Raw genomic sequence first — 13,825 nt, 5'->3', positions numbered from 1 at the left:
CTTACGTACCGAACGCTTGTTACGCACCCAGGGATCGAGGTATCCGTGTTCACCGTCCCGCTCGGCGACAACGCCTGGCTCCGCCCGCTGGAACCCTGGCAAGCACCGGAGTTCCTGGCCCACATCGACCGCGCCCGGCCGACCGTGGACCCCTGGATCCCGTGGGCGACCTTCAGCACCGACCTGACCTCCGCGACGGCCGTCCTCCAGCGGTACGCGGACCGGCAGGCGTCGGACACCGGGCGGATCTACGGGATCTGGACGACGGACCACCTGTCCGCAGAAGGCTCCACGGAGGGCTCCGCGGCGGCGGAGACGCTGGTCGGCGGGGTCATGTTCCCGCGCTTCGACGCCGCGTCCGGGGTGTGCGAGATCGGCTGCTGGACGGAGCCCGCCGGTGAGGGCCGCGGTCTGGTGACCCGGGCGTGCCGGCTGCTGGTGGACTGGGCGTTCGGCGAACGCGGGATGAGCCGCATCGAGTGGATCGCCGCCGTGGGCAACACCCGCAGCAGCGCGGTGGCCCGCCGGCTGGGGATGACCCGGGAGGGCGTGATGCGGCAGCTCTCGGGGTACCGGGGCGCGGGCGAGGCGGAGGGGGTGCGCAAGGACTGCGAGCTGTGGTCGCTGCTGGCGGACGAGTGGAAGCCGGACGGCACGGAGGACTCCGCCGCCGCGCACGGTGCCGGGGCCGGCGCGAAGGCGGAACTCGACCGGCTGGTGGGCGTGTTCATGGACGCGTTCACGAACACGGACGGCCGCGTCCCCGACCTCGGGGTGATCCGCGAGGTGTTCGTCCCGCAGGGCAGCATCGTGAGCACCGTCGGCGGACGGCCGGTGTTCTACGACCTGGACGCGTTCATCGGGCCGCGGCAGAAGATGCTCACCGACGGCACGCTGACGGAGTTCTCCGAGTGGGAGGTCTCGGAGCGGACCGAGGTCTTCGGCTCGGTCGCACAGCGGTTCGCCGAGTACCGGAAGTCCGGGGTGAGGGACGGCGAACGGTTCGAGGGCGGCGGCCGGAAGACGACGCAGTTCGTACGGACCCCGGAGGGGTGGCGGATGAGCTCGATGGCCTGGGACGACTTCTGAGCGGACCGGACGTCGTCCGGCACGGGGCGGCACACCTTCGTACGGCGCCCGCCAAAACGGCCCCAGGGCCGACGGCGCCACGACCCCGGGGCGGCGGCTGAGCCGACCCGGGCCGAGCCACCCCGGACTGAGCCGACCGGGGTGGCTCAGCCAAGCCGAGCCGACCGGGCCGCACCGTCCGTCCCTCCCCCGTTCCGCCGCTACGGGCGGGAAATCCGGTGCCGTACCCAGACGTTCGGCTCGACGTACACCGCGTGGTCGTGCGCGAGGTCGCAGTGGACCGGGACCAGCGCTCCCGGCACCTCCACCGCGCCGTCGCGGTCGAACGGCACCCCGGTCCACTTCTGCCACTGCGCCGGGGTGCCGGCGGTGGTCATCGAGGCGGGGGCGATCTTCTCGACCGTGCCGCCCGCCTTGACGTGGACGCGCAGCCAGGGGTCGGCGGGGAGCCCGTCGTCGCGCAGCTCGCGGAGGTAGTCGGCCATCGGGACGCGCGGGCGCAGGTGCTTGGCGTTGGGACGTACGGGCGCCAGCAGGGTGTCGTGCCCCTGTGCCCCGACCGCTTCGCGCATCGCGGCGAGCATCCGGGAGGAGAGCCCGCGGCCGAGGTGGCCGGCGTCGACGGTGATCTCCAGCGCGCTGGCCACGGTCGTCGGCCGGCCCTCCTTCAGATCGGCGAACGCCCACAGCAGCACCCGGTCCCACCCCTGGTCCGGCATCGGCTCGCGCCCGTCCAGTACGGCGTTGAAGGGCACGCTGAACCCGCGCGCGACCACCCGGTCCCCGTCGGTGGCGACCACGCAGTACTGCGGGAACTCCTCCACCACCCGGTGCAGCAGCGCGCCGACGACGGGCTCGTGGGAGGTGAACTCCGGCCAGGTGTCGGCGATCTCGTACGCCCGGCCGATCAGCGCGGGCCGCTCGGCGAAGGTGCTGATGCGCAGGTCGTCCCGCTCGCTGGTCATGGTGCCTCGCCCTTTGCTGTGCGGCTGGTGCGGTTGTCCGCCGGTCCGTTACGACACCGCAGCCTGCCACGACGAAAGGGCCCCGACCAGCGGTTTAACCCAGTGGCCGTGGCGGCAGCGACCAAACCCATTGACGGAGTGAGTACTCACTCCGTACGGTGAGGGCATGACAGAGACCCCCTCGCGGCGCCGAGCGCCCGCCATGGAACCCGACCAGCGCCGCGCGATGATCGTCGCCGCGGCCCTGCCCCTCGTCGTCGAGTACGGCGCCGCGGTGACCACCGCGAAGATCGCCCGTGCCGCGGGCATCGGCGAAGGCACGATCTTCCGCGTCTTCGAGGACAAGGACGCCGTGCTCGCCGCCTGCATGGCCGAGGTGCTGCGGCCCGACGACACGGTGACCCACCTCGAAGCGATCGCCCGCGACCAGCCGCTGGCCGCACGCCTCACCGAGGCGGCCGAGGTGATGCGCGGTCACATGGACCGCATCGGCGACGTCGCCGGGGCCCTCGCCTCGGTCGGCAGGCTCCGTCGCCCCGACCTCCCCAGGACGCACGGCGACGCCGGCGGCAGCGGGGACGGCACGGACGGCAGCGACAGCAGGAACAGCGGGACCGGCGACGACGGCCGGGCCGGTCACGGCGGCACCAGGGGCCCGCTGCCCGACCGCGAAGCGGGGCTGGCCGCACCGCGCGCCGCCCTGGCCGCCCTGTTCGCACCCGACCGGGACGCCCTGCGACTGCCGCCCGAACGCCTCGCGGACACCTTCCAGATGCTGCTGATGGCATCCGGCCGCCCGAGCGCCCCCGAACCCCTGACCACCGGCGAACTCGTGGACCTCTTCCTCCACGGCGCGCTCGACCCCGCGAAGCAGCACCCCGGGAGCACCGGAACCCCGCAGGCCCGGTGAACGCGTAGGACCCGTACGGCCGCTGCCGGTGGCCGGCCCGGCCGCCCTCTGGGCACTCGTGTGCGTGGGCGGCGGTGCCGGCCGCGGGCCGGCCGCCGGAGGAAGTTCCTCCGTCAGCCCTGCTTGGGCGGGTGGAGCTTCCGCCAGTACGTCCAGCTGGTCTCGTTCGGCTCGCTCCACTTCTCCGGCGCGTGGGCGAACTCCGGGTGCCGCTCGGCGATGTACGCCCGGGTCCGCTCGGGCACCTCTTCGTACGACCCGAGCTTGCGCCCCCGGCAGTGGAAGGTGAGCCCGCCGGGCCGCTGGCCGCGCGCCATCCACGGCAGCCACGGCGACATCCGCATCCACGACATGGTCGCCGGGACACTGGGGGCGGTCCCCGCGAGGTCGGCGCGGTCGGCGAAGAACTGGAAGAGTTCCAGGGCCTTGTACGTGTCGCCCGCCGAGTGCACCGGGTAGTCGGCGACCGGCAGCGGCGACGGGTAGGCGAGCGGGATCTCCATGCTGAAGCAGACCTGCCCGCCCAGCTCGGTCGTCGGGATCGGGAACGGACGCCACTTCTGGTTCGCCGGATCGTTCCAGATGTGCGTCACCGGCAGGTCCTGCCAGGTCTCCAGGATCTCGCGGGAGGCGGGGTCCAGATAGAACGCGGCCTCGCGGGTGAGGAGTTGGTAGGCGTCGGGGCCGTTGTCGGGGTCCGCCACGAGGCGGGCGACATTGAGCCCCTCGAAGCCGAAGACGCGCTGGTAGGGCTCGTCCGGGGCCCAGGAGTACACGTCGCCGGACCACGCGTAGGTGACCTCCTCGCCGTCGAGCGAGGCACGGGTGCGGGCGAAGGCGCGGAGCAGTTCCGCGGGTGTGGTCGTCAAGGTCATACGGAGTACTCTGCCCGGCCCGCCGCCGCGCAGTGCACCTCTTGACGCGAGCGTTGCCCTCGGCCGGGCACGCGGCACGGCCCGCCCCGCGATGCGCCCGCCTCCACCGGCGCGCGGCCCGGCTCGGCCCGGAGGAGCGCACCTCCACCAGCCCGCGGCCCGGCTCGCCCCGGAGAAGCGCGCCTCCACCAGCCCGCGGCACGGCCCGTCCCGAAAGAGCACACCTCCACCAGCCCGCGGCCCGGCTCGCCCCGGAGAAGCGCGCCCCCTCTGCCATGCGGTGCGCCTCGTGCGGGCGCTCGGCACGGCTCCCGCGGTCGCCGTGGCGGGGCCCTGCGGCCCGGTGGCCGGGGCCCGTTTCGTAGGATCGTGCGGTGATCACGGGTGCGGGCACGCAGGGAGCGACGGGGACGGCCGAGGGCGGGGCGCCCGCCCCGCCGCCCACCGAGATCGAGCGCGAGCTGTACGCGGCTGCCCGGCACGGGAGCGGCACCGGCGGGGCCGGGGCGCACCCCGTGCCCGACGCCGTCCTCGACGTCCTCGCCCGCACCCGGCTCTACCTCCTGGTCCCCCGCCTGCACGCCGACACCCCCGGTTACGCCCCGCCGCTGCCCGCCAACCCCGACCCCGCCACCGGTCGCACCTGCGTCCCCGTACTGACGCCGGGCATGCTGCCGCCGTGGCATCCGGAGTGGGTGTTCCGGCAGGTCCCGCTCGGCGAGCTGGCCCGTGTCTGGCCGGACAACACATGGCGGCTGGCCGTCAACCCCGGTACCCCGTACGCGATGTCGCTCGAAGCGCGGCCCAAGCACCGCAAGGCGTGGGCCGAGGCGTACGAGCGCAACGGCCGCACCCACCGGGCGGGCCTGCTCCTCACCCACGGCGGCGGCCACCTGCACGGGCCCCTCGCGCACGGCCTCGCCCTCGGCGCCCAGCTCGCCGTGCACAACAGCCTCGTCTGGAACCAGCTCGGCGCCGCCTACGAGGACTACGCGACCGACATCGACCGCCTCCGTAATCCGTGGCACGTCAACAACCGGGCGGACTACCGGCGCACGCTGGAAGCGCTGCTGGAGACCCGGATGATCGGCACCCTCCAGGAGTTCGCGCTGCGCACCCGGCACGGCATGGTCCGGCAGCTGGGCCGGGCCCCCTCCGAGGAGGAGTGGACGAGCGCCGTCACCACCACGCTGCGCCACCGCGGCACCGACGCCGAGGACCTCGCGGAGGCGGTGGGTTCGCTGCGCTGCGTCCTCCGGTTCGAGGCGCGGCTGCGCGCGGACGGGGCGCTCGCGCCGGACGGCCGCGTCGACAGCCTGAAGGCCTTCGACTACGGGCGGGCGGTCAATGTCGTACGGCTGGCCCTGGGCGCTCGGTACATCACCCCGCCCGAGGCCGAGGAAGCGGTCCTGCGCATCGACGAGCGGGCCCGGCGGGCCTACGGCTCCTGGGCCGACTTCTCGCTGGGGTACGCGATGACCCGGCTGATCTACTTCACGCAGGACGCCGTGGCCGAAGCCGCGCGGGGCGAGGGCGGTTCCGGCGCGCCCGGCCCCCTCGACCCCAGGTCGGAGACCAAGTACCAGGAGTCGCTGGCCCAGCACCGCATCCTCACCCAGGACCCGGCCGGCCCCTACCGGAACATCCCCTGGTCGTGAACCCCATGAACACCCCTCCCCCGGTTCCGTACGCCGCCGCACCCTGGGCGCCGCCCTCCGAGACCGAGCGCCTCCTCCACGAGGCGGGGCTGCGCGGTGACGTCGACGCCCAGATCCGGGTGCTGGCGGGTGCCGAGCTGTACATCCCCGCCCCGAGGGCCCAGGTCGACGCGGAACCCGACCTCGTCCGCTGGCTTCCGCACCCGGACCCGGCGACCGGCCGCAGCTGCAAACCGGTGCTCACCCGGGGGATGCTGCCGCCGTGGCATCCGGACATGGTGTTCCACGGGGTCAGTCTCAAGTGGATCGCCGAGGCGAAGTGGCCCGACCCCGACCAGCTGTTCGCCGTCAACATCGGCACCCCGGCCCAGCTCCTGCTGCCCGCCGCTCCCGTGCACCGCGCGCACTGGCTGCGCTGCTACGCCGAGCACGACACCCCCGGCGGCGACCGCTTCCTGGCCCTGCGGCACGGCGCCCTGCACGGGCCGCTGGCGTACGGGCTGGCCTGCGGGACGCACCTGGCGGTCGGCAACGGGGTGCCGTGGAACGAGGTGGGCACCGTCTACCGCGAGTACACCGAGGAGCGCGAGGCGCTGCGCGACTCCTGGGGCATCACCGACCACCCCGGCTGGCGGCGGCAGCTGGACGCCCTGCTCGACGCCCACAACAGTCCGCCCGAACCCGACTACGCCCTGCGCGTCCGCGAGTCCCTGCGCAACGCCCTGGGCGGCGAACTCCCCTCCGCGGACCTGTGGCGCGAGACCGCCGCGGGCCATCTGCACGACAACGGCGCCGGTCAGGACGCGGTGCGGTCGATGGAGGAACTGGTCCGCCGCATCCTGCGCTACGAGTCCCGCTTCCGCGCCGACGGCCTGCTCCCGCCCGAGGGCCGCGTCTCCACCACGGTCGGCTACGACTACGGCCGCGCCGTCAACCTCGCCCGCTGGGGCCTGTCCGCCCGCTACTGCGCCCCGCCGGAAGCGGAACAGGCCATCGTGTACGCGGGCGCCCTGGCCAAGTCCTCGTACACCTCCTGGGAGTCCTTCTCGGCCGGCTACGCCCTGGGCCGGGTCCTGCGCTTCGACCAGGAGGAGTACGGCCACGTCTACGACCAGAACCTGACGGCCCACCGCCTGCTGACGGAGCACGCCGGAAGCCCCTGGCGGAACCTGCCGTTCCGCTGACCGGACGCCGGGCGCGGGGCGCGGGCCCGGAGCCGCTGGGCGCGCGCTCGGAGCCGCCGGGCGCGGGCCCGGAGCCGCCGGGCCCCGGTCCGCTCGGGCCCCGTTACCGCGCCCGGGTCCGCTCCTGGCGCTCCTCCGCCTCCAGCAGTCCCAGCAGCCCCGGGAACCGGGACTCCACGTCCTGTCTGCGCAGGGTCGCCATCCGGCTGTTGCCCCGGTCGACCTGCCGGACCAGACCCGCTTCGCGCAGGGTGCGGAAGTGGTGGGTGACCGTCGCCTTGGACACCGGGAGCGCGAAGGAGACGCACGTACGAGCGGTGTCGTCGGGGGCCACGGCCAGTTCGCGCACGACCCGGCGGCGCAGCGGGTCGGCCAGCGCGGCGAGCACCGCGCCGAGTTCCATCTCCTCGACGGCCGGGTGGCCCTCCTCGTCGGGCATCCGCACTCCTCCTGGCCTTCCCGGCCTTCCTGGACACATAGGTACGGCTTGCATCTTACCTTGCGGGCTTGCTAGCGTCCGACCCGTCAGAGGTACGACTCGAACCGTACCTATACAGGCCATCACCGAGACCCCAAGGACCACACATGCCCCAGCCGTTCACCCTCGTCGGCACCGCCCGCCCCAAGCCGGAGCGCGCCGGCGAACTGAGGGAACTGCTCCTGTCGTTCGTCGAACCGACCCGGCAGGAGCCCGGCTGCCTGGCGTACCACTTCCACGAGGACCGCGACGAGCCCGGCCTCTTCGTCTTCTACGAGGCGTGGCGCTCGGAGCAGGACCTCGACGCCCACCTCGCCCTCCCCCACATGCGGGACTTCTGGGAGCGGCGGCTGGACTACCTCCAGGAGGACCTGGACATCCGGTACCTGACGATGCACAGCCCCTACGCGTAACGGGCCCGGCGGGACGGATTGACAGCGGGGCCGTACGGCGGTCATCTGACCAGTACGGGCAGGGCCGCTCGCCGGGCCGGCCGTTGACGTACGACGCCGAGGACGCACACCGTGGCGGACGAACCGTGGTGAGGGCACATGGGCGCACACCGCCCCGTACCGGCGAACGCGCCGCCGCGCCCCGCGCTCCGGCGCACGCCCGGCAGGACGGCGGACCGTCCGCCGTGCTCGCGGCCCAGGCGGCCTGCGGGAACCGGGCCGTCGGGGAACTGCTCGGGCGCCCCTTGGAGGGCGGCCTGCGGGAGCGGCTCGAAGCAGCGCTGGGCGCGGACTTCGGCGACGTACGGCTGCATGTGGAGGCGGAGTCGCCGCAGGTGCTCGGCGCTCCGGCGGTGACCCGGGGCCACCACGTGCTGCTGGCGCGCGGCGAGCACGCCCCCGACAGCCCGGGTGGGTTCCGGCTCCTCCTGCACGAGTTGGCGCACGTGGTGCAGCAGCGCGGCGCTTCCCGTGGCGCGACCGGGCGCGCACCGCAGCAGGCGGAGGCGGAGGCGGAGTCCGCCGCCTCGGGCGGTCCGGCGCCGACGCCCGGCACCGTCGCGGCGGGCACGGTCCAGGCGGCACCGCCGCAGCTGGGGCGCCGGGGCTACTACGGGCCGCCGGTGCCGCCCCCGCTCCGCCTCCTGCCGGAACCCCCGTCCCCCGTGCCGGCGCCCTCCCCCGGTGGGCAGGGCCCGGCACCGGAACCCGGTCCGGCCGCCGCTCCCGAACCCACGTCCCCGTACGCTCCGAGCCCGGCGGAGGAGGCGGAACCGGAGCCGTCCGCGCTGGCGAAGGTCTCCGAGTACGCCGCGGTCGCCGGCTCGACCCTCGTCGGGCACCGTCAGGTCCGCGAGATGCTCGCGGAACGCCCCGCCAGGGAGGCCGTGGCCCTCGCCGAGGCACTGGCCACCCGAAGCCGCTCTCCCCGGGAGGTCGCCGACGCGCTCGACGCGGCGGACGACCCCGAGCGGCTCGCGGCGGCCCTGCTGCGTTCACCTCTCCTGTCGTCGAACCGGGCGCTGCACGACCTCGCCCGCACTCCCGACGGCCGCCATCTGCTCGACCGGCTGCACGCACGGCTCGTCGCCGGTACGACGGGAGTCCTCGGCTCGTTCCTGCACGGCATGTCCCCCGTCCCCCTCATCGACGACTCGGACGCCCTGATGAGGTCGGCGAAGCGCGTGATGACGGCCCGGCTGTCGGCCGTGCCCGACGAACGGCTGTCGGAGGCCGCCGCGCAGACGGAGCAACTCCAGACGCTCCCCTTCCAGACGGTGAACTTCACCTCCACCGCCCAGTCGCCGCTGACGTCGTGGATCACCCCGCAGGGCAAGGTCCGGGTGGAACTGACGGCGGGCACTCCCGGCAGCTACCGGGACGAGGTGTCGACCCTCCGGAACAAGGTCGACGCGCTGCACTACGACTTCGATCCGGACGAGATCGTCCAGGTGCGGCGGTACGACGCGGGCGGGCGCACCGAGTTGATGCCGGCGCGGGCACTGCTGCACCTGCACGAGGAGTACCGGCGGCACTCCATGGAGCGGTTGCAGCTGACCGCGGCGGTCGGCATGGCCATCGGCGGCAAGTCCCCCGCCCCGGCCACCAAGGTCGGCAAGGTGCTCCGCTGGGCGGACCGGACGGCACTCGCGCTCGCGGTCGCGGCCCCGATCGTGGACGAGAACCGGGCGTGGCTCCAGGAGCACGAACTCGGCGGCGCGGTCGAGGCCTTCGACCGGGTGAACTCGCTGAGCCAGTGGTACGGCTTCGCCCGGCTGGCCCAGTCCGCTCCCGAGTTCGTGGTGAACCTGCGCAAGCGGCATGCGGAGCTCAAGAAGGTCAGGAGCAGCCTGGACCCGACGCTGCCGCCCGAGCGGAAGGCGGCGCTGGACGCGATCGAGAAGCACTTCGCGGAACTGTCGGAACCGACGGCCCGGGACGCGGCTCAAGGGGAGGCCGCTCCGAAGGAGTTCGCGCCGTCGCGGGAAGGCGGGGCGACGGCACAGGAACCCGTGCCTCCGATGGCCGCGCCGCAGGATTCCGTACCGGCCGAGCCAGCCCCGCAGAGGACCGCGCCGCCAGATTCCGTACCGGTCGAGCCAGCCCCGCAGGGTTCCCTACTGGCCGAGGCCGCCCCGCATGGTCCCGTACCGGCCGAGCCCACCCCACAGCAGGCCTCGTCGCAGGAACCCGTACCGGCCGAGCCCACCCCACAGCAGGCCGCCACGCAGGAACCCGCTCCGTCGAAGCCCCTGCCACGGAGTGCCGCTTCTTCCGGGGTGGCACCGGTGGAGCCCCCGCCGCACCAGAAGCGCTCCGGGCCGTCCCGGGGCCCTACCGGTGACGGCACCCCCGTCAACGTGGCGGCACCCGACGAGACGGCGCCCCTGCTGCTCGCGGCGGGCGAGCGCGAGAAGCCGGCGGCCGTACGCCGCGCTCCCGTGCGGAACGCGCCACCCGGCACGGCACTCGATCCCTCGACCGCGTCACGGCCGGCACGGCGGTCCGCGGAAGCGCGGCCCAGCGGTCCCGGCACCGAAGCCGGGGACGGAGCCGGGGCCGGTACCGGGGCAGTGGCACAGTCGGCCTTCCAGGACTCGGTGTGGAAGCGGCCGAAGCCGACGACGGACATCGCCACCGGCCGCCCCTGGGACGTGCCGGGCACCGCCACCGCGACGCCCGAGCCGCCCGCCGCCCCCGCTCCCCGGGCCGAGGCCCCGACCGGGGCCGGAACCGAGGTCCGCGCGGCGGCCGGCCCCCGGCCCCCGCTGCTCCCGCTCCGCCTGCCCGGCCAGGACCCCGACCCCCAGGAGCGCCGAGCACCCGAGCCCGTCGGCTCCGCCACCCCGATGACCGACCCCACTCCGGGGGACACGAGGTCGGCCCCGGCCCCCGATCCGGGTGTCCGGTCCCCGGTGGTCGAGCCCGACCTCCCCGGGCCCGCGCTCGAACTCGGCTCGAAGGAGCCCTCGCCGCCCGGCCCGCACTACCGAGAGAAGCGAAGCACCTCGGTGGACACGAGCACCATGAAGAACACCTCGGAACTCCCCGGCCTGCACGACATCTCGCTGGAGCGGTTCACTTCCAACAGCGCCAGCCTCGACGCGACGGAACTGAGGAAGAAGGCGACCGACGAGCACGCCGCCCTGAACACCCCTGAGTCGGCCGCCCAGCTCGCCGAAGCGACCACGGCGTTCAAGGCGGCGCACACCAGGAGGACAAAGTCCTCCGAAGCCCTCGGAGCGGCGGCGACGAGGCACCACTACCTGGCCGAGAACCACCCGGACGCCAAGGAAGAGCCCCTGCACGGCCCTGCCAACGGAAACGACCAGTTCGACAAGGTGGTCAGCCACCCCGACGGCCGGTACACCGTCATCGAGTACAAGGGTGACCGGCGGACCGAACTCGGCTCCCGCAGACTCCCCGACGGACGACGTGTCTCACAGGGAAGCAGGGAGTACTTCCTCGACATCGTCCGCGAGATGAAGGACCGCGAGGAGGACAGGGCTCTCGCGGAGAAACTCGAAAAGGCCTTCGCCGACGGCAAGCTGGACTACGTCCTCATCAAGGCGGTCTCCAGCGGCGGAAAGTACGTCGGGTACACCAAGCGGAGCTTCGACCTGGGCAAACCGACCCTTCCGTAGTCACCCCACGCCCTCGCCCGGCCCCCGGAACGTCACCCGGTACGCGTGCGGCGACACCCCCAGCACCGACTGGAAGTGCTGGCGCATCGAGGTGCCCGTGCCGAAACCGGACTCGTGGGCGATGCGGTCGACCGGGAGGTCCGTTTCCTCCAGGAGTTGCCTGGCCCGGTCCACGCGTTGGAGGGAGAGCCATCGCACCGGGGTGAGGCCGGTCTCCTCGCGGAAGCGGCGGCTGAAGGTGCGGACGCTCATGGACGCCTCGTGGGCGAGTTCGGCGAGGGTGAGCGGGCGGTCGAGGTGGGCCAGGGCGTGGGCGCGGGCGGGGCCGGTGGAGGAGACCTCGGGGGTGGGGACCGGGCGCCGGACGTACTGGGCCTGGCCGCCCTCGCGGTGCGGGGGTACGACGGTGGAGCGGGCGACCTCGCTCGCCACGGCCGCCCCGAAGTCGCTGCGGATCATGTGGAGGCACAGGTCGATGCCGGAGGCGACCCCGGCGGAGGTGAGGACTCCGGTGTCGTCGGTGTAGAGGACGTCGGGGTCGAGGTCCACCTCCGGGTACAGCTCGCGGAACTCGGTGCAGGACTTCCAGTGGGTGGTGGCCCGCCGCCCCTCCAGCAGTCCCGCCGCCGCGAGCACGAAGGACCCGGTGCAGATGGACGCCACTCTGGTGCCGGGGCGGATCCGGGCCAGCGCGGCGGCGAGCAACGGGCTCAGCCGGCCCCGTTCCTGGGGCCCGTAGTCCTCCTGCGCGGCCGGTACGACGACGGTCCGCGCGGCCTCCAGGGCTTCGGGGCCGTGCGCGACGTTGACGGTGAAGTCGGTGTCGGTGGCGACCTCCCCGGGCTCGGGGGTGCAGGTCACCACGTCGTACAGCGGCTCGCCCGCCGCCGACCGGGCCTGCCCGAACAGCCGGTGCACGATGCCCAGTTCCATCGGCAGCAGCCCCGGCCTGACCAGGACGGCGACCCGGTGCGGGCCTTCGCGCGAGGCCCTGCCCGGGTCTTCCGGGGCCCTGCCGGGGTCTTCGTACCGGGGCTGTCCCAGGGCTTCGGGCGGGGCGGTGTGCTCGGCCGGACTCATGGCCAGATTCTTTCACAGGGTGGCCATCCGGCCGGTGGTCGCGGCCCGCGCCGCCGCGAAGGATCGTTCCCATGACCACCGATCCAGCCACCGGCACCGACGACGGGACCCCGCATCCGCAGCGCACCCGCCGCGTTCACCGCGCCTGGCCCGTCGCCGCCGCCGCCGCGCTCGCCATCCTCGTCACCGGGGCCTTCTCCACCCTGCCCGGCCTGTTCACCAACCCCCTGCACGACGAACTCGGCTGGTCCCGAGGCTCCATCGGCTTCGCGGCCTCGGTGAACATGCTGCTGTACGGGCTCACCGCGCCCTTCGCCGCCGCGCTGATGGACCGGTTCGGCATCCGCCGGATCGCCGTCACCGCACTCGCGACCGTCGCCGCCGGGGCCCTCCTCACCGCGACCGTCCTGACCGAACCCTGGCAACTGACGCTGTACTGGGGCCTGTTGGTCGGTCTCGGCACCGGTGCGACAGCGATGGCGTTCGGCGCGACGGTCACCCAGCGCTGGTTCGTACGCCGTCGCGGCCTGGTCACCGGAGTACTGGCGTCCGCGAGCGTGCTCGGCCAGATGGCGTTCCTGCCGCTCCTCGCCCGGCTGGTCGGCCAGTACTCCTGGCGCGCCGCCCTCGTCACCGTCGCGCTGGCCGCCCTCGTCACTGTCCCGCTGCTCCGCCTCGTACTGCGCGACCATCCCGCGGACGCGGGCGTGAAGCCGTACGGGGCAACGGACTTCGTCCCCAGGCCCGCCCCGGTGCCGGGGGCCGCCCGCCGCGCCCTGCGTACCCTGCGCCGCGCCTCCCGCACCGGCCCCTTCTGGCTCCTCGCGGGGGCGTTCGCGGTCTGCGGCGCCTCCACCAACGGCGTCCTGTGGACCCACTTCACCCCGGCCGCCCACGACCACGGGATGCCCGCCACCACCGCCTCCTCCCTGCTGGCGCTGATCGGCGTCTGCAACTTCGCGGGCACCGTCGCGTCGGGCTGGCTCACCGACCGGGGCTCCCCGCGCCGGCTCCTCGCGGTGTACTTCGCACTGCGCGGCGCGCTCCTGCTGGTCCTGCCGCTGCTCCTGACCGCGACGGCCACCCCCTCCCTGCTCGCCTTCGTCGTCCTCTTCGGCCTGCTGGACCTGGCGACGGTCCCGCCGGTGCTCGCCCTGTGCCGCACGCACTACGGCGACGACAGCGCGATCGTCTTCGGCTGGGTCAACACCGCCCACCAGGTCGGCGCCGCGTCGACGGCACTGCTGGGCGGCACGGTCCGCGACCTCTTCGGCTCGTACGACCCTGTCTGGACGGCCACGGGCGCGCTGTGCGCGGCGGCGGCGCTGATGTCCCTGGCGATGCGCGGCACACCGGCCGCGCGGGACCCGTCGGAGGTGCGGGCCGCCCCTGCCGCGCGGGCCCGCTGCGGGGCCGCGGGACGTCCGGTGGACCGCGAGGCACCTCCCCCCGGTATCCCCTGCTCCTGAGCGGATGTCACGATCGCAGGG

Annotated in this window: 11 protein-coding genes; 7 read left to right on the top strand and 4 right to left on the bottom strand. The window is 74.0% G+C overall.

Going from position 1 to position 13,825, the window contains the following annotated elements; translation table 11 throughout:
• Positions 1-45 precede the first annotated feature (45 nt).
• Positions 46-1,089, top strand: coding sequence for a GNAT family N-acetyltransferase (locus ACFYVL_RS03635; protein ID WP_389241119.1), 1,044 nt, complete (start codon positions 46-48; stop codon positions 1,087-1,089).
• 200 nt (positions 1,090-1,289) lie between these two features.
• Here ACFYVL_RS03635 and ACFYVL_RS03630 read toward each other — a convergent pair whose 3' ends face one another.
• Entirely contained in the window at positions 1,290-2,054 is a 765-nt protein-coding gene (locus ACFYVL_RS03630; protein ID WP_389241118.1) for an N-acetyltransferase, read from the bottom strand.
• Positions 2,055-2,220: 166 nt separating this feature from the next.
• Here ACFYVL_RS03630 and ACFYVL_RS03625 point away from each other — a divergent pair, with 166 nt between their 5' ends.
• Positions 2,221-2,964, top strand: coding sequence for a TetR/AcrR family transcriptional regulator (locus tag ACFYVL_RS03625; RefSeq protein ID WP_389241117.1), 744 nt, complete (start codon positions 2,221-2,223; stop codon positions 2,962-2,964).
• Between the two features lie 113 nt (positions 2,965-3,077).
• Here ACFYVL_RS03625 and ACFYVL_RS03620 read toward each other — a convergent pair whose 3' ends face one another.
• Positions 3,078-3,839 carry a DUF1838 family protein gene (locus ACFYVL_RS03620; protein ID WP_389241116.1) on the bottom strand — a complete coding sequence of 254 codons (762 nt, stop codon included), beginning with the start codon at positions 3,837-3,839 and terminating at the stop codon, positions 3,078-3,080.
• Positions 3,840-4,213: 374 nt separating this feature from the next.
• Here ACFYVL_RS03620 and ACFYVL_RS03615 point away from each other — a divergent pair, with 374 nt between their 5' ends.
• Positions 4,214-5,497, top strand: coding sequence for a DUF1266 domain-containing protein (locus ACFYVL_RS03615; RefSeq protein ID WP_389241115.1), 1,284 nt, complete (start codon positions 4,214-4,216; stop codon positions 5,495-5,497).
• A 5-nt stretch (positions 5,498-5,502) separates the two neighbouring features.
• Positions 5,503-6,681 (top strand): DUF1266 domain-containing protein, encoded by a 1,179-nt coding sequence (locus ACFYVL_RS03610; RefSeq protein ID WP_389241114.1) that lies wholly within the window; start codon positions 5,503-5,505, stop codon positions 6,679-6,681.
• Positions 6,682-6,784: 103 nt separating this feature from the next.
• Here the strand turns inward: ACFYVL_RS03610 and ACFYVL_RS03605 are convergent, their stop codons facing one another.
• Complete coding sequence (locus ACFYVL_RS03605) at positions 6,785-7,120, bottom strand: ArsR/SmtB family transcription factor (RefSeq protein ID WP_389241113.1); 336 nt, start codon at positions 7,118-7,120, stop codon at positions 6,785-6,787.
• 146 nt (positions 7,121-7,266) lie between these two features.
• Between ACFYVL_RS03605 and ACFYVL_RS03600 the strand changes: the two genes are divergently transcribed.
• Together ACFYVL_RS03600 and ACFYVL_RS03595 are read left to right on the top strand one after the other, a co-directional pair.
• Complete coding sequence (locus tag ACFYVL_RS03600) at positions 7,267-7,572, top strand: putative quinol monooxygenase (protein ID WP_389241112.1); 306 nt, start codon at positions 7,267-7,269, stop codon at positions 7,570-7,572.
• Between the two features lie 125 nt (positions 7,573-7,697).
• Positions 7,698-11,255 carry a DUF4157 domain-containing protein gene (locus tag ACFYVL_RS03595; protein ID WP_389241111.1) on the top strand — a complete coding sequence of 1,186 codons (3,558 nt, stop codon included), beginning with the start codon at positions 7,698-7,700 and terminating at the stop codon, positions 11,253-11,255.
• On the opposite strand, the gene ACFYVL_RS03590 is transcribed toward ACFYVL_RS03595, so the two are convergent.
• Complete coding sequence (locus ACFYVL_RS03590; protein ID WP_389241110.1) at positions 11,256-12,335, bottom strand: GlxA family transcriptional regulator; 1,080 nt, start codon at positions 12,333-12,335, stop codon at positions 11,256-11,258.
• Positions 12,336-12,406: 71 nt separating this feature from the next.
• Here ACFYVL_RS03590 and ACFYVL_RS03585 point away from each other — a divergent pair, with 71 nt between their 5' ends.
• Positions 12,407-13,804: an MFS transporter gene (locus tag ACFYVL_RS03585; protein ID WP_389241109.1), complete on the top strand. Its 1,398-nt coding sequence runs from the start codon at positions 12,407-12,409 to the stop codon at positions 13,802-13,804.
• Positions 13,805-13,825 lie beyond the last annotated feature (21 nt).

The sequence above is a fragment of the Streptomyces sp. NPDC004111 genome, from assembly GCF_042874215.1.
GTDB lineage: Bacteria > Actinomycetota > Actinomycetes > Streptomycetales > Streptomycetaceae > Streptomyces.
The sequence above is the reverse complement of the archived record's forward strand: the minus strand, read 5'-3'. Positions and strand labels throughout refer to the sequence as shown.